General features: G+C 71.4%; 21 protein-coding genes. 11 read left to right on the top strand and 10 right to left on the bottom strand.

Annotated elements, in window-relative coordinates; genetic code table 11:
* Window positions 1–98 precede the first annotated feature (98 nt).
* On the top strand, window positions 99–740 hold the full coding sequence (locus ABZ267_RS11820) for an ATP/GTP-binding protein (protein ID WP_356756556.1): 642 nt from the start codon (window positions 99–101) through the stop codon (window positions 738–740).
* A 24-nt stretch (window positions 741–764) separates the two neighbouring features.
* On the opposite strand, the gene ABZ267_RS11825 is transcribed toward ABZ267_RS11820, so the two are convergent.
* The gene (locus ABZ267_RS11825) at window positions 765–1193 is read right to left on the bottom strand and encodes a PPOX class F420-dependent oxidoreductase (protein ID WP_356756558.1); all 429 of its coding nucleotides are present in this window, start codon (window positions 1191–1193) and stop codon (window positions 765–767) included.
* 140 nt (window positions 1194–1333) lie between these two features.
* On the opposite strand from ABZ267_RS11825, the gene ABZ267_RS11830 reads away from it, so the two are divergent.
* The 4 genes from ABZ267_RS11830 (at window position 1334) to ABZ267_RS11845 (ending at window position 4278) form a co-directional block, all read left to right on the top strand.
* On the top strand, window positions 1334–1747 hold the full coding sequence (locus ABZ267_RS11830) for a roadblock/LC7 domain-containing protein (RefSeq protein WP_161267362.1): 414 nt from the start codon (window positions 1334–1336) through the stop codon (window positions 1745–1747).
* 132 nt (window positions 1748–1879) lie between these two features.
* Window positions 1880–2944: a DUF6397 family protein gene (locus ABZ267_RS11835; RefSeq protein WP_356756560.1), complete on the top strand. Its 1065-nt coding sequence runs from the start codon at window positions 1880–1882 to the stop codon at window positions 2942–2944.
* Window positions 2945–2984: 40 nt separating this feature from the next.
* Window positions 2985–3473 carry a GNAT family N-acetyltransferase gene (locus tag ABZ267_RS11840; protein ID WP_356756562.1) on the top strand — a complete coding sequence of 163 codons (489 nt, stop codon included), beginning with the start codon at window positions 2985–2987 and terminating at the stop codon, window positions 3471–3473.
* Window positions 3474–3693: 220 nt separating this feature from the next.
* Window positions 3694–4278, top strand: coding sequence for an LAETG motif-containing sortase-dependent surface protein (locus ABZ267_RS11845; protein WP_356756564.1), 585 nt, complete (start codon window positions 3694–3696; stop codon window positions 4276–4278).
* 127 nt (window positions 4279–4405) lie between these two features.
* On the opposite strand, the gene ABZ267_RS11850 is transcribed toward ABZ267_RS11845, so the two are convergent.
* A complete protein-coding gene (locus tag ABZ267_RS11850) occupies window positions 4406–6562 on the bottom strand; it encodes a SpoIIE family protein phosphatase (protein WP_356756566.1) in 2157 nt (718 codons plus the stop codon).
* 248 nt (window positions 6563–6810) lie between these two features.
* Between ABZ267_RS11850 and ABZ267_RS11855 the strand changes: the two genes are divergently transcribed.
* A complete protein-coding gene (locus tag ABZ267_RS11855) occupies window positions 6811–7908 on the top strand; it encodes an enoyl-CoA hydratase/isomerase family protein (RefSeq protein WP_356756568.1) in 1098 nt (365 codons plus the stop codon).
* A gap of 67 nt (window positions 7909–7975) precedes the next feature.
* Here ABZ267_RS11855 and ABZ267_RS11860 read toward each other — a convergent pair whose 3' ends face one another.
* The 7 genes from ABZ267_RS11860 to ABZ267_RS11890 form a co-directional block, all read right to left on the bottom strand.
* A complete protein-coding gene (locus tag ABZ267_RS11860; RefSeq protein ID WP_356756569.1) occupies window positions 7976–8203 on the bottom strand; it encodes a hypothetical protein in 228 nt (75 codons plus the stop codon).
* A gap of 74 nt (window positions 8204–8277) precedes the next feature.
* On the bottom strand, window positions 8278–8766 hold the full coding sequence (locus tag ABZ267_RS11865) for a hypothetical protein (protein ID WP_356756571.1): 489 nt from the start codon (window positions 8764–8766) through the stop codon (window positions 8278–8280).
* Window positions 8767–8879: 113 nt separating this feature from the next.
* Window positions 8880–9395: an SRPBCC family protein gene (locus ABZ267_RS11870; RefSeq protein ID WP_356756573.1), complete on the bottom strand. Its 516-nt coding sequence runs from the start codon at window positions 9393–9395 to the stop codon at window positions 8880–8882.
* A 262-nt stretch (window positions 9396–9657) separates the two neighbouring features.
* Entirely contained in the window at window positions 9658–10251 is a 594-nt protein-coding gene (locus ABZ267_RS11875; protein WP_356756575.1) for a hypothetical protein, read from the bottom strand.
* 46 nt (window positions 10252–10297) lie between these two features.
* Window positions 10298–11329, bottom strand: a complete 1032-nt coding sequence (locus tag ABZ267_RS11880) for a DUF6286 domain-containing protein (protein ID WP_356756577.1) — start codon at window positions 11327–11329, stop codon at window positions 10298–10300.
* Window positions 11326–11553, bottom strand: coding sequence for a hypothetical protein (locus ABZ267_RS11885; RefSeq protein ID WP_356756579.1), 228 nt, complete (start codon window positions 11551–11553; stop codon window positions 11326–11328). The genes ABZ267_RS11880 and ABZ267_RS11885 overlap by 4 nt, the downstream gene beginning before the upstream one ends.
* Window positions 11554–11557: 4 nt before the next feature.
* Complete coding sequence (locus tag ABZ267_RS11890; RefSeq protein WP_356756581.1) at window positions 11558–12082, bottom strand: Asp23/Gls24 family envelope stress response protein; 525 nt, start codon at window positions 12080–12082, stop codon at window positions 11558–11560.
* A 245-nt stretch (window positions 12083–12327) separates the two neighbouring features.
* Between ABZ267_RS11890 and ABZ267_RS11895 the strand changes: the two genes are divergently transcribed.
* The 3 genes from ABZ267_RS11895 to ABZ267_RS11905 are packed head-to-tail and all read left to right on the top strand — an operon-like array spanning window position 12328 to window position 13909.
* A complete protein-coding gene (locus ABZ267_RS11895) occupies window positions 12328–12894 on the top strand; it encodes a sigma-70 family RNA polymerase sigma factor (protein WP_356756582.1) in 567 nt (188 codons plus the stop codon).
* Entirely contained in the window at window positions 12885–13559 is a 675-nt protein-coding gene (locus ABZ267_RS11900) for a hypothetical protein (protein ID WP_356756584.1), read from the top strand. Before ABZ267_RS11895 ends, ABZ267_RS11900 begins: the two co-directional genes overlap by 10 nt.
* Window positions 13559–13909: an Asp23/Gls24 family envelope stress response protein gene (locus tag ABZ267_RS11905; protein WP_356756586.1), complete on the top strand. Its 351-nt coding sequence runs from the start codon at window positions 13559–13561 to the stop codon at window positions 13907–13909. The genes ABZ267_RS11900 and ABZ267_RS11905 overlap by 1 nt, the downstream gene beginning before the upstream one ends.
* A gap of 61 nt (window positions 13910–13970) precedes the next feature.
* Here the strand turns inward: ABZ267_RS11905 and ABZ267_RS11910 are convergent, their stop codons facing one another.
* Window positions 13971–14738: an NAD(P)-binding domain-containing protein gene (locus ABZ267_RS11910; RefSeq protein WP_356756588.1), complete on the bottom strand. Its 768-nt coding sequence runs from the start codon at window positions 14736–14738 to the stop codon at window positions 13971–13973.
* A 118-nt stretch (window positions 14739–14856) separates the two neighbouring features.
* Here ABZ267_RS11910 and ctaD point away from each other — a divergent pair, with 118 nt between their 5' ends.
* Window positions 14857–16587: a cytochrome c oxidase subunit I gene (ctaD, locus tag ABZ267_RS11915; protein ID WP_356756590.1), complete on the top strand. Its 1731-nt coding sequence runs from the start codon at window positions 14857–14859 to the stop codon at window positions 16585–16587.
* 44 nt (window positions 16588–16631) lie between these two features.
* The gene (locus ABZ267_RS11920; RefSeq protein WP_356756592.1) at window positions 16632–16973 is read left to right on the top strand and encodes a hypothetical protein; all 342 of its coding nucleotides are present in this window, start codon (window positions 16632–16634) and stop codon (window positions 16971–16973) included.
* Window positions 16974–17085 lie beyond the last annotated feature (112 nt).

A 17085-nucleotide genomic window follows, 5' to 3' on the forward strand; every position in this document is an offset into this window, starting at 1 on the left:
TCGTCCAGCCGGTTGCCATGCTGTCCGGACAGCGGTGTCCGAACGGTCGAACAGAGCTTCGCCAGGCGTGTGCGGCTCAATCGCGGGAGAAGTGGTCGATGCCCTCCGAATACGAATACGTCGAGAACACGCACAGCAGCCGGAGCACCCGCAGCGACTACGGTCACGACGATTCCGCCATGGCGCTGAAGATCCTGGTGGCCGGTGGCTTCGGAGCCGGGAAGACGACCTTGGTCGGCGCGGTCAGCGACATCCGGCCGCTGCGGACCGAGGAACCGCTGAGCGCGGCCGGGCGCGATGTGGACGATACGGAAGGGGTGGCGCGGAAGAGCGCCTCGACCGTAGCGATGGATTTCGGCCGTATTACGATCCACGCCGGTCTGTCGCTGTACCTGTTCGGCACACCGGGCCAGGACCGCTTCTGGTTCCTGTGGGACGAACTGTCCGAAGGCGCGCTGGCGGCGGTCGTCCTCGCCGACACCCGGCGCCTCGATAACTGCTTCGCGGCCGTCGACTACTTCGAGCGCCGCCGCATACCGTTCGTCGTCGCCGTCAACCGCTTCCCCGGAGCGCGCGTCTACGCCGAGCACGACGTCTCGCACGCCCTCGACCTGGACCGGGGCACGCCCGTCGTGCTCTGCGACGCACGCGTCCGGGACTCCGGGAAGGACGTCCTGATCCGTACGGTCGAGTACGCCGGGCGGGTCCACACCGCCCGGCTCCTCGACTCCGTGAGCTGACCGCCGACGGCGGCGAACGGCCGTTCAGTCGGCCATGTCCGCCAAGGCGATCACCTTGTCGATCCGCACCCGCACCACCAGCTCACCGGCCACCCCGTTGCGCCGGCCGAACTCCTCTGCGGCCTCCGGCCCGACGTAGCGTCCGGCGATGCGCGTCGCCCACCGCAGCAGCTCCTCAGGGTCCTCGCTCAGATCCGCGTGTCCCTGCACCACGGCGAACGCGTACGGCGGCCGATCGTCGTCGACGCACACGGAGACCCGCCCGTCGCGCTCCAGATTGCGGCCTTTCACACTCTTCTTGCCGGTGTTGAAGACCAGTGAGTCGCCGTCGAGCAGGAACCAGACGGGTGCGATGTGCGGACTGCCGTCGGCCCGCACGGTCGACACCTTCGCGGTGCGGGTGCCCTCGGAGACGAAGGCCCGCCATTCTTCATCGGTCATGTGGTGTGCCATGCGCTCATCCTCGGCTCGTTCGCCGCATGGCGCGAAGCGGCGCCCCGGGAGGCGGGTGGCGCTTGCCCGTACGGAGGCGGTACGCGAGGCTTACGCGCGTAGCGGGGAACGGGGAACGAAGGCACGGGGAGGACGAGCAGATGGCGCTTGACCGGGGACTTGACTGGCTCCTTGACGATCTCACCAGCAGGGTGCAGTACATACGGCACGCCTTGGTGCTGTCCAACGACGGTCTGGTCACCGGGGCCAGCACCGGACTGGCCCGCGAGGACGCCGAACACCTGGCCGCGGTCTCCTCCGGCCTGCACAGCCTGGCACGCGGTTCGGGCCGGCACTTCCGGGCCGGGCGGGCCCGCCAGACCATGGTCGAGTTCGACGAGGCATTGCTCTTCGTGACCGCGGCGGGCGACGGCAGCTGCCTGTGCGTGCTGACCGCCGCCGAGGCCGACGTCGGGCAGGTGGCGTACGAGATGACCTTGCTCGTCAACCGGGTCGGCGAGCACCTCGGCGTATCGGTCCGCCAGAGCGGCCCCGAGGACGAGAAGCCCTTCTGAAATTCCTCTGAGGCCGGTCTGAACTGCACCTTTCTTCGACCGAGGAGAGTTATCCACAGGCCGGAGCGGAGGTGACCTCGCTCGGCTACCGTGATCACGGAGAGTAATTCGACGTTCACGGGGAGGACGGTCATGACGGTCAAGGAAGTGATCCGCGCGCGGGCCGAGGTCGCGCACGAAAACCGGGGTGGCGAGGGAAGCCGGGACGAGGTCGCGCACGCCTTGTCGGACACATCGGCGGCCGGGACGGCTGCGGCGGCCACGGTGGCCGCCGGGCGGGCGGTGCAGGAACTGGGGCTCAGGCGCAGCGAGTTCGAGCTCGCCGTGCACCTCGGGCTGATCGCGGTCACCGCCGGGCCCGGCGGCGGGAGGCCGCGGGTGCGTGAGCGGGAGATCGCACGGCTGCGCGAAGACCCGGGATTTCCCGACGGGTTGGCCGAGCGGGTGCGCACCGTCGGCACGGCGGAGGGCGCCGCTCTGCTCGGCATCGCTCCGGCGCGGTTCACCAGGCTGGCACGGGCGGGGTGCTTCTCGCCGGTCACGTTCTATCTCAACCGGTACCGCGCGGTGGTCTGGCTCTATCTCGCGGACGAGCTGGCCTCGTTCGCGGTGCGCGAGCCCGAGCTGCTCGCCGGCCGCACGCCGCCCGGGCTGCGCACGATGCTGGAGGCGGGCGGCGACCGGAGGGCACGGAACTGGCGGACCCAGCGCATCGAGCGGCTGCTGAAACGGACGGAAGACCCCTGGGCGAGGGCGGCGATCGAGGCGTCCACGCTGGACGCCGCGCATCTGGCGGAGGTGGTCGACGACCCTTACGAGCGTGCCTATCTCGTACGGGTCAGGCCCGAGCCCGTCTTCGGGCGGCCGGGTTCCCTGGCGGCCAAGGAGACCATGGGGGAGCTGATGCTGGCGGACGATCCGGACGAGCTCCTGTGGCGGCGGATCAGCCTGACGCTCAGTCTGGACCGCGCCCGTGACGACCGGCCGGCCCCACACCCGGGCGACGACCCGGAGGCGCGGAGGGCGGCCGCAGTTCCGTTCTCCACCCCTCGCCCGGCACCACCACGCGCTCAGCCCGTCGCGGAGACGGCGCCGCTCCCGTCGTCCCTCTCCTCGGACTTGTCCTCCGGTGTGCGGGAGCCTGGCGGAAAACGGCTGCTGGCCAGGCTGGGATGGCGCCGGTGGACCGCCGGATAGCCATTGGCGGACAGGTACTCGCGTTCGGCATCATGACCGGATGTTGATCAGGGAAGCAATCACCGAGGACTGGCCCGCCATCTGGCCGTTCTTCCACGGGATCATCGCCGCGGGCGAGACCCTCACCTATCCGCTGGACCTCGGGAAGGAGGACGCACAGGGCTGGTGGTTCGTCGCCGCGCCGAGCCGGGTGGTCGTCGCCGTCGACGACGCGGGAGAGGTCCTCGGTACGGCGAAGATGAACCGGAACCACATGGGCAACGGTTCGCACGTGGCCAGCGCCACGTACATGGTCGACCCCGTCCACTCGGGCAAGGGAGTGGGGCGGGCCCTGTGCGAGTACTCAGTCGAGTGGGCCAGGACGTCGGGTTACCGGGCGATGCAGTTCAACGCGGTCGTCGAGACGAATACGCGGGCGGTCAAGCTGTACGAGTCCATCGGCTTCGAGGTGATCGGCACGCTTCCCGAGGGGTTCGACCATCCGACCGAGGGCTATGTGGGCCTGCACATCATGCACAAGGCCCTCTGAAACCTCCGCTCGGCGCCGTCCGTCGACGGCACTTGCCTCTCCTTGGACCGTCGGCGGACAGTGGCGCGAAGTCGCTGTCCACCTTGTCTGAAGTGGCGGAGGTATGCCTGGAGTTCGTCCGGCGGGTGACGCACGGGGCAGGTGCGTCCTCCCGGGGTGATGGCAGTACTGTGCGCCCCACCGCCATCCGGGCGATGAGATTCAGCTGGAGGACGTATCCATGACCATACCCAGGAGATCGTGGCGTGGCGCGGGAGCACTCGTGGCCGCTGCGGTCGTCGGTCTGACCGGAGGCGTCATCTCCGCCGGTCCGGCTGCGGCTCACACCTCCACCTGGGCCGTGACCTGCGATGAGGTGACCATCGGCCTCAAGTACTACACGCCGAACGTTCCCAACACGGTGACCGTCACGGTGGACGGCAAGGAGCTGCTGCCCACCGAGACGTTCGGCAAGGAGTTCAGCAAGAAGTTCACGCTTCCCGAGCACTCCGAGCAGCTGACCGTGCGACTGGTCGTCAAGGACGGCAGCAAGGGCGGCCAGCACTCGTTCGAAGACGAGAAGACGGCTGAGGTGTGCGAGGGGGAGGAGAACCCCACGCCGCCGACCGAGCCCACGCCGGCGGAGCCGACTCCTGAGGAGCCGACGCCGACCGAGCCGGCCGTGCCCGCCCCGAGCGAGAGCTCGCCGCCGCTGGCCGAGACCGGTTCGTCCTCCACCACGCCGGTCATCGGTGGCGCCGCTCTCGCGGTGCTGCTCGCCGGTGGCGGGATCCTGTGGGCCGTCCGTAAGCGGCGTACCGCCTAGAGCTGACGCCTGAGCGTTCGGCGTCGCTCCTGCCCTCCGAGGCGGTGAGCGGCGACGGTCCGCCCGAGGTGCCGGAGCCGCCGGTCGAGGGGCGTGCCGCATCATCTTCAGCGATGCGGCACGCCCCTCATCGCTGTCCGGCGGGTGGAACCTGCTCGACGGTGGCGGCCGGTAGCGGCGCGGTGGCGGGCGGGGGAGCGGGACCGATCTCGCACCAGACGGCCTTGCCCTCGCCACGGGGTTCGATGCCCCAGCGGGTGGCGACCGCGTCGAGAAGGAGCAGCCCCCGGCCCGACGTCGAGGTCTCTCCAGGCGTACGCCGCCGGGGCCAGGCACTCGACCGGTCCTGCACCGAGAGCCGGATCCGCCGCACCGGATCGGGCAGGACCTCCAGGGTCAGGACGGCCCCGCCCTCCGTGTGCAACAGGACGTTCACCAGCAGCTCACCGGTGACCAGTTCGGCGTCATCGGCGAACTCGGCCATGTCCCAGTCGGCGAGCGCCTGGCGCACGATGGCCCGGGCGTCCGACAGCCCTTCCGGGTCCGCCTGATGGATGTACTGGTGCAGCCGCGGCGCGTGCGAGGACCCGACATCGGGGCTGCGCCGCAGGACCAGGAGCGCAACGTCGTCCCCCGACCCCCAGCGCTCCCAGAGCCGGTCCGAGAGATGGTCGGCCAGTGCCTCGGCCCCTGCGGGCCCCGCGCTCACCTCGTTGCGCAGTGCGTCCACGCCTGTGTCCAGGTCGGCGCCCGGCTCCTCCACCAGACCGTCCGTGTACAGCACGAACGTCTCTCCGGGCACCAGGTCGAGCCGGGTCTCCGGGTACTCCTCGTCCTGGAACTCCGTGGAGATGCCCAGCGGCAGACCGCCGCGCACCTGCGGTGTGCCGACCCGGCCGTCGGTATGGCGGATCAGCGGCCCGAGGTGCCCGGCCCGGACCACCCGCGCCGCTCCCGTCGCCAGGTCGACCTGGGCGTAGGTGCAGGTCGCGAAGCGGTCGGTGTCCAGTTCGGAGAGGAAGCGCGAGGCCCGCGCCAGCACGGTCGCCGGCGGATGCCCCTCGGCGGCGTACGCGCGCAAGGCGATGCGCAGCTGGCCCATGATCGCGGCGGCGTGGGTGTCGTGGCCCTGGACGTCTCCGACGACGAGCCCGTAACGGTTCTTGGGCAGGGCGATCACGTCGTACCAGTCGCCACCGACCTGCCGTCCGCTCCAGGCGGCGTGGTAGCGCACCGCGATCTCGCCGCCCTCGATGTCCTGTATGCGAGGCGGGAGCATCGCGGACTGGAGCTGAGTGGCGAACTCCCGTTCCTCGTCGAAGAGCATCGCCCGCTGGAGCGACTGTGCCACGATGGCCGCGAGACCGAGGCACAGGATCCGCTCGTCGGCGTTGAAGACCGTGCGCTCCCGGTAGAACAGGGCGAGCCCGCCGAGCGACCTGGCCTGGGCGACGAGTGGCAGATAGGCCGCGGCCCGGAACCTGAGCTTGCCCAGGTGGGGCTCCAGCACCGGGTACCGCCGCGCCAGCGCCGCAAGCGACGTGATGAACCGCGGCCGCCCGCTGCGGATCGCGTCGGCCAGCGGAAGGTTGCGTTCCAGGTCCCCGGAGCCGAACCCGTCGAGCGCCTCCAGCGACTCGCCGCTCAGTGCCACGATGTTCAGCGCGGAGTTCTCCACCAGCCCCAGGGCCAGCCCGTCCGCCCCGAGTCGCGCAAGACCGCCCGGACCGGTGAGCGCGGCCGTCACATCGTCCACGGTCACCGCGCGTGACATCGCGCTGGTGGTGCGCTCGACGATGTCGGTCTGCCGCTGCCGGCGCTTTTCCAGATCGAGGACGAAGGCCGAATGGGTGACCTCCGCCGTCGCATCGCGGACGACCCCTACGATCCGGTGGGCCTTCCCGTCCTTCGACCGGAGGATGCGGGCCTGCACATGGGTCCACTGGGTCGTCCCGTCGTCCAGCGGAACCCGGAAGTGGACGTTGTAGGAGTTGCTGCCGCCGGTGATGGCCTCGTCGATCGTGACGTCCAGGCGGGCCCGTTCCGCCGGCTCCAGCCGCTCCACCAGCGCACCGGGACGGGAGTCGAAGGTCGCCGGATCCACGCCGAAGACCGCGAGCCCCGCGTCGTCGATGTCCAGGGTCCGGGCATCGAGGTCCCAGTCGAAGCTGCCGGTCCGGTTCATGGCGAGGCGCTCCGTCGGCCCGATCTCACCGTTGGCTCTCCGGTCGATCCGGCGGAGCGGAGCGGCTTCGGTGTCCTGCCGCCGTTCGTGGTCGGTCAATGCATGCTCCGGAGGTCGTCCGGCGGGGCGCGCGGCGACGCGCCCCGTAGGCCTCAATTGTCGAGCCGCTTCCACCGGAGTGCCACAGCGGAGCACCACCGGAGTTCCCGCCCGGACCACGTGCCGGATCTCCCGGCCGACCCGCTGTCCGGAGAGCTGCCCAAGGGTCGCAGAATGGCAGGAACGGACCGTCCGGCGGTGATGGACGGCCCCAGGTCTCCACCGTGCCCAGTGAGCGGAGTGCACACATGATCGACGACCGGCCCGTCCTGCTGGAGACCCGAGGGCGCTCCCTGCACATCACCCTGAACCGGCCCCGCGCCATCAACGCCCTCACCCACACCATGGTGCGGCTCCTGGACGAGGCGCTCGCCGACGCCGAACGGGACGAGACGGTCACCTCGGTCGTCCTCGCCGGAGCGGGCGACCGCGGCCTGTGCGCGGGCGGCGACATCCGGGCCCTCCACGACGACACCCGCGCCGGAGGCCGTGAGTCGCTGGACTTCTGGCGCGACGAGTACCGCCTGAACGCCCGCATCGCGCGGTTGTCCAAGCCGTACGTGGCTCTGATGGACGGCATCGTGATGGGCGGCGGAGTCGGTGTCTCGGCCCATGGCTCACTCCGGCTCGTCACGGAGCGCTCGCGTGTGGCCATGCCCGAGACCGGCATCGGCTTCGTCCCCGATGTCGGCGGTACCCACCTGCTGGCCGCCGCCCCCGGCGAGCTGGGCACCCACCTGGCGCTCACCGGCCGCCCCGTCGGACCGGCCGACGCCCTGCTGGGCGGGCTCGCCGACCACTACGTACCGTCGCGGCGCCTGCCGGAGCTCACCGAGGCCCTGGCCACGGCGGCGAGCGCCGACGAGGTGGCACGGACGGTGCAGGCGTTCGCCGAGGAGCCGCCCGCCGGTGAGCTCGCCGCGCAGCGCGACTGGATCGACGCCTGCTACGCGGCGGACACCGTCGAGGAGATCGTCCGACGGCTCCGGGCCGGCTCTGCTCCGGCTACAACCGGCGCGACGGCGGACGAGGAGCTGGCGGCGGCGGAAGAACTCGCCGGTAGGTCGCCCTTGGCGCTCAAGGTCACCCTCGCCGCCGTCCGCCGGGCCGCCCGGCTCGACAGCCTGGAAGCCGTCCTCGACCAGGAGTTCCGTGTCTCCGCCCGGATCCGAGAAGAGCCCGACTTCGTGGAGGGCGTCCGCGCCCGGATCATCGACAAGGACGGCAGCCCGCAGTGGAAACCGGCCACCCTCGCCGAGGTGGATGACGCCGCGGTGGCCCGCTTCTTCGCCGCCTTCGGACCGGACGAGCGGGAGCTCGGTCTCGCCCCCGGGCGCCACCCCTGACGGGACGCCCTGAGACCGAACTCCCGGTCGGCGCTCTCCTCCGGCCTGCCTCCTGGCTCCCTCTCGCTTACCTGTCGCTGCCGGAGAGGCTCGGCTGCAACTCCCGTACCAGCGCGAACAGCCGGTCCTCGTTCCCCGCCAGCCCGGCCCCGCGCAGGGCGCGGTCGGCCTCGCGCATCGGCGAGGTGAGCAACGGCAGGTACAGGGGTGCCTCTTCCGGGTCCGAGAGCGCGGCCCGGGTGGCCTCCAGCAGGCGGACATACGCCTGCGCCGCGGCGAGCTCGTCTTTGTCCATCTCAGCTTCTCCTGGTCGAAGGTGTCGGACCGTCAAGCATCTCCCATGGGTCTGACAACGCCTCTCCGCGCCCGCTACCGCACTCCGGGAACTCCTGCCGGTGGCTCAACCTCCAGATACCGCCGCCTGCGAGGGCCCCGGTAGAGCAGCACGGTCCAGCCGAGCCTGCGCAGCACTTCGGCGCACTCGGCCAGCGCCTCCTCCTCGTGGTGCGCGGCACCGCTGCCCGGCGGTCCGGCCCAGTCGACCCGTACCGACCCGGCCGACTCGCCCGTACGCACCCGGTATCCGGCCGACACCCGCTGCCCCGCCGCGTCGACGGCGGACGGAGTGGCTCCGGAACTCTCCAGGGCCAACGCGACGGCTCGCACCGGCCGGTGAAGCTCCCACGGCGCCGGCACGGCCTCCGGATGATCGGCATGCCCGCCACCGGTCAGACGGCGGATCTGCAGCAGACCGTCGAAGGCGGTCCGCACCGAAGCGGCGCGCGCCTCCGCGCTGACGGTGAGCGGCGGCCCGTCCCCGGTCGCGGGCTCGAACCCGGCGTCCTCCGCGCTGCCCATACGTCTCCCCCTACGTGCCCCGAGTCCGGACCCCGCGTATGTGATCCAGTGTGCACCGGGGCACTGACACCGCCCGTCGCGCGGACCGGGCGGTGCCGGGCGGCACGGCAGGCTCAGGCGGCTCCTCGGAGGTCCTCCTCCACGGCGGCCTTGAGGCGTTCGAGGGTGGTGCGGATGTTGCCGCGCTGGAACTGCGCGAAGGTCCTACCCCTCGTCGCGATCCGATCGAAGCCGTTGGCCAGGAAGTCCGGCCAGGAGCGCCGGTCGTCGGTCCAGGTCTCGGTCACCCGGGTCCCGCCGTCCACCGCTTCGAAGCGGTACTCCCAGGTCGCGATGGGCCCGGGCAGGCGCGGCCGCCGGACGCCGATGGCGTGGACCCGGAAGGCGAAGCGCTCGCCCGGATCGGCCGCCGTCACGGTGCACCGGGTCGTCCAGCTCACGCCGCCGCGCTTGTTCCGGCCCTCGAAGACCATCCCGACGTACGCGCTCCGCCGCTCTCCGCGTACGGTCGCCCCGCGGTTCTCGGGGCTCCAACGGCCCATCGCGGTGGGGTCGCTGAGCTGCTCGTACACGTGTGCCGGAGGGGCGTCGATGACGATGCTGTCCGCCACGGACATGGTGCGGGGCATGGAGCGGCTCCTTGTCCACGGTCGTCGTCGGGCCGTACGCGGGATGCGGACGGACCGTGGCGCCGCGTCCCGGGGCCATACCTTACTCGCGAGTAGGTGGTGGGTTGGGTGGGGGAGTGGGCGAGCGGTCCGGCGTATCGGGGGCCACGGCGGCGTGTGGTCCTGTGTGCTGGGCGTGATGCCGACCTGTGGCCCCGCAGAACGGGCGGTACGGCCGCTGGTGGCATTAAGTACCGGGCGGTACGGTCGCCCGTACCGCTGGTCAGCGTGTGCGTCGCTCCCGACGGTTCGCGACTCTCACCCGTACGTCGGTCGGCAGAGCGCGTACGCCCGCGCAGCGACGCGCGTCCGCCACCACGCCGGCGGCGACCCGGCGCACCACCTCCGCCGGCCGTGCCTCCGGCTCGACCACCAGCGTCACCGCAGCCCGCAGCGGTCGGCCCGCCAGGCGTACGCGGGCTCGCGCCACACCGTCGACCGCAGCCGCCTGCGAGGTCATCGCCCGCTCCCACGCCCGCCGCCGCAGCGTCAGCCCGGTGCTCCGCAGGCTCACCCACCGGGGCCCGGACGCCGACACCTGCGCCGCCAACCATCGGACGGACAGCGCCAGTACGAGGACGAGCGCCACGATCACGGCAGGAGTCCACCAGCCGTTCTCCCGCATCCGGGCCAGGCCGTCGCGGTCCAGCAGCACGCCTTCGGCCGCACGTTCGGACCACCAGCCCGGTACCTCACGCCCCACCTGGCCCAGCCCCGAACCGTCCCCGACGGCCAGCAGAGCCCCGCCGCCCAGCAGGACGAGGCCGACCGTCCCGAGCAGCACCCGGTTCACCGCGCCACGCCCGATCACCGACACGCTCGCCACATCCTCAGACCGTCATCCGTCACGCCGTCCATGCCGCTCACGCCTCTCCGCCGGCCGGAAGCTCGCCCCGAGGCCTGTCCCGGTGCTTGTTCCGAGGCTCGTCCCCAACGCCGTCCGGCGCACCGTCCCGATCCCCGGACGCACCCGCCTCCGGCCCCTCCGGCTCCGGCGCCTGCCAGCCCGCCTCGCGCCGCACACCTACCCGCAAGGCCGGCGGACGGGCCAGGCCCAACTCCAGCAGGCCCGCGCCCAGCACCCGTACGGCCTCCGCGCGTACCTCCTTCAGGTCGCCGTACCCCACCGTCGCCCGCACCCTCGCCCGCCGACGACCCACGCGCACCCGCGCGCTGACGACCCCAGGGACACCGAGAGCCCGCTCCCGGAGAGTCCGGGCCGCCGCCGTACGATCGAGCGCGGCCCGTACCTCCGGGGCGGGCGTCGCCATCCGCAGCCGTCGCCGCAGCCCCGGCAGGAGCGCGCACGCCAGGAGCCAGGCGCCCGTGGCCGCCGCGACCGTTCCGCCGATCCGTACCGCGGAGTCCGCCGGGCCATGGGTCGCCGCCCAGCCCAGCAGCGCCGTACGCCAAGCGGCAGGAGCTTCGCCGAAGCGGACCGCGACCACGTCGACCAGCAGCAGTCCGCACGCCACCGCTCCCACGGTCGCCAGAACCGCCGCCGGAACACGCCGTTGCGCCCGGATCCGGCCACCGCGGCGGCCAGCAGCGATATCCGATCCAGGCTCCGCGCCACCGGCCTCCGCAGCCGCCGGAGCGGCACCGACCGACAGCGCGTCGACGCGGACCTCGGCGCGCGGCACCGCCAGACCCGTCAAGGCCGCCGTCCGGGACTCCGCCCGCTCCCGGACCCGCCGCGCGGCCTCGTCGGCCCGCACCGGATACGGCAGCCGCACACCGACCGCGATCCGCGCCGAGGTCCCGCGCACGTCGGCCGAGCCCCGGACCACCGACCCGCCGTCGGGCAGCGCCTCGGCGGCGGCCCGTTCGGCGATCCGCCGGACCGCCCGCGGGGCCACCGTCGTCGTACCGCGCCCAGCGGCGGGAACCGTCACGGCCGCCTCCCGACCAGCGAGTCGAGGAACTCCCGCAGCCCGGTACCCCGGTCCACGAGGTGACCGGCCAGCCAGCCCAGCGCGCCGAGCGCGGCGACCACGAGGAACGCACCGAACCCGCCGAACCAGCCCGCGAACCCCAACGCCATGCCCGCCGCCGCTCCGACCGTGCCCCGGCCCGGCACACCGTCCACCGGACCGGATCCGTCCACCCTCCGTGTCACGCGATCACGCCACGCGGGTCTCGGTGACGGCGGCCTCGTCGTCGTCCTCGGGCAGGTGCACGTCGTTGACGGTCACGTTGACCTCGACGACCTCCAGGCCCGTCGTCCGCTCGACCGCCGCGATGACGTTCTCGCGCACGTCACGGGCCACATCGGTGATCGGGACGCCGTACTCGACGACGAGGTCCAGATCGATGGCCGTCTGACGCTCGCCCACCTCGACCTTGACGCCCCGTCCGACGTTCGGCCGGCCGCCCGGCACCCGGTCGCGCACCGCGCCGAGCGTGCGCGAGAGCCCGCCGCCCATGTCGTACACGCCCGGGATCTCCCGGGCCGCCATCCCCGCGATCTTCACGACGACGGTGTCCGCGATCGAGGTACGGCCTCGCGTCGCCGCGGGCTCGGAAGCGCCGGTGGCTCCGCGTCCCACGGTCGTCGTACCGCCGACTCCGGCGCTCTGCTTCGGTCCGCCCGAGCCCGGTCCGGTACCTGCGGCGGGAACGGCTGCGGCTGTCTCGGTGGTGGTCATGGAAACTCCTCGCGTATCGCTCGACTCGTAACGCCTGACATCTCGTTGGACACGCGGTCCGCCGATTCGTCACGCGAGTTCCCGGAATCTTTCCGCCGATCCCGACCGGGCGGCGCGGTCCGAAGCACACCGGTGCGTGTCGTTCTGCCGTTCCAGGTGTCCAACGGGAAGAAGCGAGCAGACCGAGAGGGTGTCGTGGAACCGACTGAGGGAGGGGCTGGTCCGTGCCCGGCAACGGGAATCAGATGACGGAACGGGCGCCGGAAGGCGTCCGGGCCGACGAGGCGCTGCTGGTCGTCCGGGCCGGAGAAGGCGACGAGGAGGCGTTCGAGGCGCTGGTGCGGCGGCATAGTCCCGCCATGTTGCGACTCGCACTGCGGCTCCTGGGAGACCGGGCGGATGCGGAGGACGCCGTCCAGGACGCCTTCGTCAGCGCCTGGCGCAAACTTCCCGAGTTCCGCCGGGACGCCTCCTTCCCCACCTGGATGCACCGCATCGTCACCAACCGCTGCCTCAACCGGCTCCGGTCCCGCAGACCGGCGGCGGACCTCGACTCGGTCCCCGAACAGGCCGCACCGGAGCACCAGGCGTCTCCGGCCCGCGCCGTCGAGTCACGGGCCGCGGCCGACGCGCTGGCCGCGGCGATGGCGGGCCTGTCGCCCGAACAACGTGTCTGCTGGGTGCTCCGCGAGATGCAGGGGCTGCCGTACGAGAGCATCGCGGACACGGTCGGAATCAGTCTGCAGGCGGTCCGCGGCCGGGTCTTCCGGGCCCGCCGCTACCTGACGGAGGCGATGAGCGCATGGCGATGAGCGCCAACCCCGACCGGCCGGAAGAGACCCGGCCGGAAGAGACTCGGTACGACGAGCAGGAGCGGCTCGCCTGCGGGCGCCTGCTGAGCGGTGTCTGGGACGCCTGGGACGCCGGCCGGACAGCCGACGACCCGCACCTCCTCACGTGCCCGCACTGCTCGACGGCCCTGGCCGAACTCACCGGCCTGGGCGATGCCGTACGCCGTACCTGCGCCGAGGAGCCAGGCGTGTCCGAGGCGGCCGGCGCAGCGATCACCGCCCGTGTGATGGACCTCGTACGGCTCGAACTGCGTCCCGGCCGTCCGCTTCCGCTCGGAGAACCGGAGGAGGACCACTGGATCGTCGAGGCGGCGGCCGCACGTCTGCTGCGGGCGGCGGTCGACGCGCTGCCGGGCGTACGTGCCGGGAGCTGCCGGATCGTTCCGCTCGACCCGGCCGACCCGACGGGCCCGGTCCGTGTACGTGTCGAGGTAGCGGCGAGCCTGGACCGGTCACTGCCGGACGTGGCCGACGTCGTACGCGCACGGATCGGCACGGTCGCCGACCAGGACATCGGCATCCGCCTCGGTGCGGCGGACGTCCTGGTCGTGGACATCCTGGACGACGAGGATGACGACAGCATCGGTGACGACGATCAGGGCTACGGCAGCGGAGGAGCAGCGTGATGACCGCCGACACACTCCGGGACCGGCTCGCCGAAGCGGCGGCCGGGGCCGCTCAGGAGGTCACCGGCGTCGCCTTCCTGCGCCCCGGCGTCGTCGATCTGCTGCGGACGCGGGTGGCCGACCGGGCCCCGCGCCTCGCCACGCCGACCGGTGCGCGGACGCAAGGAGTGCGGGTGAGCCGGGACGAGGCCGCCGGTTCCTGGCACATCGACATCCGCCTCGTCCTGCACCGCGGCCACCGCGCCCTCGACGTCACCCGGGCCGTGCACGCCGCGACGCTGGCGGCGGTCCGCGCCGAGCCTGCGGCCGCCCCGGTGACCGTGACGGTGACGGTGACGGGGGTGGTCTGAGCGGCGGGCCCTGGCGTGGCTGCCCGATTGCGTTTCCCGGGCAGCCACGCCCCCTCACAAGTCAGGCGCGCCACTCCGCCGTGCGCTCCGGCGACGCCTCCGCCAGCGCCTTCACGATGGCGTCCGCGTCGCCCTGGTTGCCGTACACCGGCGTCCCCGGCTGCTGACGCCACGACTCGTCCAGGCCGCCGGCGTCGACCGTGTCGAAGCCGAGCTCGTCGATGAGGTCGCGTACGGCCTGCTTGGCCGCCGGGTCGTCGCCGGCCACCGGCAGCGCCTGTCGGCCGGGGCTGCCCTGCGGACGGCCGCGGTCCAGGATGTCCTGCGCGTACGTCCCGTTGAACGCCTTGATCACGGGGTGGCCGATCTGCTGCTCGGTCCACCGGCTCTCCGGCAGCCCGTCCTCGATGGCGGCGATCCGCCCGTCGCGCTGCTGCGGGTAGTAGTTGCCGGTGTCGATCACCGTGACGCCCTCCGCCGCTCCGTCCAGGAACCCGGCGGGCAGATCGGGTACGGCCTTGAGCGGGACGGTCACGACGACGATACGGGCGTCCCGCGCCGCGTCGGACGCGGCCACGGGCGTGGCTCCGGTCTCCTCGGCCAAGGCGGCCAGGGTCTCGGGGCCGCGGGAGTTGGCGACCGACACGTCATGTCCGAGCGCGGTCAGCCGCCTGGTGAGATTTCCGCCGATGTTGCCCGCGCCGATGATGCCGATCTTCATGGATCCGACCTTCCGGTACCTGCTGAGTGGACAGAAGTGGTTCTGCCGCTTCACCAACTCCGCTGTCCGGTGAGCTATTCCGGGCCGGTGCAGTTCGTTGTGGGCCATTTGAGTGTCCTTGCCGGGCGCTCGCACGGGACGGGGAAGGATGTCCCACCGGACCGATCACCGCGGGTCCATCCTGGTCGCCGAGTCCATACGGGCCGTTGACCGAAGGAGCGTCGCAGTGACGACGAGGGGCATCTCGCAACCGGTGGAGACCGGTGCCGCGGAAGAGGACGAACTACCGGTACGGCGCAAGGAGCCGGGCAACGTCGTCATCAAGTGGATGACCACCACGGACCACAAGACGATCGGCACGCTCTATCTCACCACCTCCTTCGCCTTCTTCTGCGTCGGAGGACTGCTGGCCCTGGTGATGCGCGCCGAACTGGCGCGGCCCGGAACCCAGCTGATCTCGAACGAGCAATTTAATCAAGCGTTCACGATGCACGGCACGATCATGCTGCTGATGTTCGCGACGCCGCTCTTCGTCGGATTCGCCAACTGGATCATGCCGCTGCAGATCGGCGCACCCGATGTGGCGTTCCCGCGGCTGAACATGTTCTCGTACTGGCTGTACCTCTTCGGCTCGCTCATCGCGGTGGCCGGCTTCCTCACGCCGCAAGGAGCCGCCGACTTCGGCTGGTTCGCCTACGCGCCGCTGAACGACGCCGTCCGCTCGCCGGGTGCCGGCGCCGACATGTGGATCATGGGTCTGGCCTTCTCCGGCTTCGGCACGATCCTCGGCTCGGTCAACTTCATCACCACGATCATCTGCATGCGCGCTCCCGGCATGACCATGTTCCGCATGCCGATCTTCACCTGGAACGTCCTGCTGACCGGTGTCCTGGTCCTGCTCGCCTTCCCGGTCCTGGCCGCCGCCCTGCTGGCCCTGGAGGCGGACCGCAAGTTCGGTGCCCACATCTTCGATCCGGCCAACGGCGGTGCGCTCCTGTGGCAACACCTCTTCTGGTTCTTCGGCCACCCGGAGGTGTACATCATCGCCCTGCCGTTCTTCGGAATCGTCACCGAGATCTTCCCGGTCTTCAGCCGCAAACCGGTCTTCGGCTACATCGGTCTGGTCGCCGCCACCATCGCCATCGCCGGACTCTCCGCGACGGTCTGGGCGCACCATATGTATGTGACGGGCGGCGTGCTGTTGCCGTTCTTCTCCTTCATGACCTTCCTCATCGCGGTGCCGACCGGTGTGAAGTTCTTCAACTGGATCGGCACGATGTGGAAGGGGTCGATCTCCATGGAGACCCCGATGCTCTGGGCGGTCGGATTCCTGGTCACCTTCCTGTTCGGCGGTCTGACCGGAATCGTTCTCGCCTCGCCGCCGATGGACTTCCACGTCTCGGACTCGTACTTCGTCGTCGCGCACTTCCATTACGTGGTCTTCGGCACCGTGGTCTTCGCGATGTTCGCCGGATTCCACTTCTGGTGGCCGAAGTTCACCGGCAAAATGCTGGACGAGCGGCTCGGCAAGGTCACGTTCTGGACGCTCTTCATCGGTTTCCACGGAACGTTCCTCGTGCAGCACTGGCTCGGTGCCGAAGGAATGCCACGCCGTTACGCGGACTATCTCGCGGCGGACGGATTCACCGCGCTCAACACCGTGTCCACCATTTCCTCCTTCGTGCTCGGCCTCTCCATCCTGCCGTTCTTCTACAACATCTGGAAGACCGCCAAGTACGGCAGGAAGATTTACGAGGACGACCCGTGGGGCTACGGCCGTTCGCTGGAGTGGGCGACCTCCTGCCCGCCGCCGCGCCACAACTTCGTCACCCTGCCGCGGATCCGCTCCGAATCCCCGGCGTTCGACCTGCACCACCCGTCGTTGCGGGCGATCGAAGAGACCGCCAACCGGCCCGACACCTCCGCCACCGTCGCACCGGGGGACAAGCAGGAGTGACCGTGGCCCGCCCCGAACCGGAGAGCCCGACGAGAGGAGGACGTGTGAACCCCGACAAGGACAGTGCCCGCGGCCTGGCCCAGCTGGAGGGCTACCTGCTGTGGAACGCCGAACTCGACAGGGCGCGAGCGCAGGCACGCCGCTTCACCGACGAACTGCCCTGGCTCACCACCGCCCAGCGTGAAGACGTGGAACGCGTCTACCTCACCGACCGGGTCGCCGTTTCCCGTGAATCGCTCACCCGCGTCCGCGACCGCGCGACCGAACTGCGCGGCGAGTACACCGCACGCTACGAGCGGCTCCGGGCCCGCTGCGTCGCCTTCTCGGTCGTGGCGGTGGGCGCGGTCACCTGCGTCGGGACGTCGTTGACCCTGCTGCTGCGCTGAGTCGTCCGGGATCCGGTGCGGCCCGGCAGCGGCCGCCCGGATCCCGGACGCGCCGGTTGCCGCCCGCTGCCCGGTGGTCCAGGCGTCCTCCGCAGCGCACCACCGGACGGCC

Origin of the sequence: Streptomyces sp. NPDC006174 (assembly GCF_040614075.1) — a bacterium.
Classification (GTDB): Bacteria; Actinomycetota; Actinomycetes; order Streptomycetales; family Streptomycetaceae; genus Streptomyces.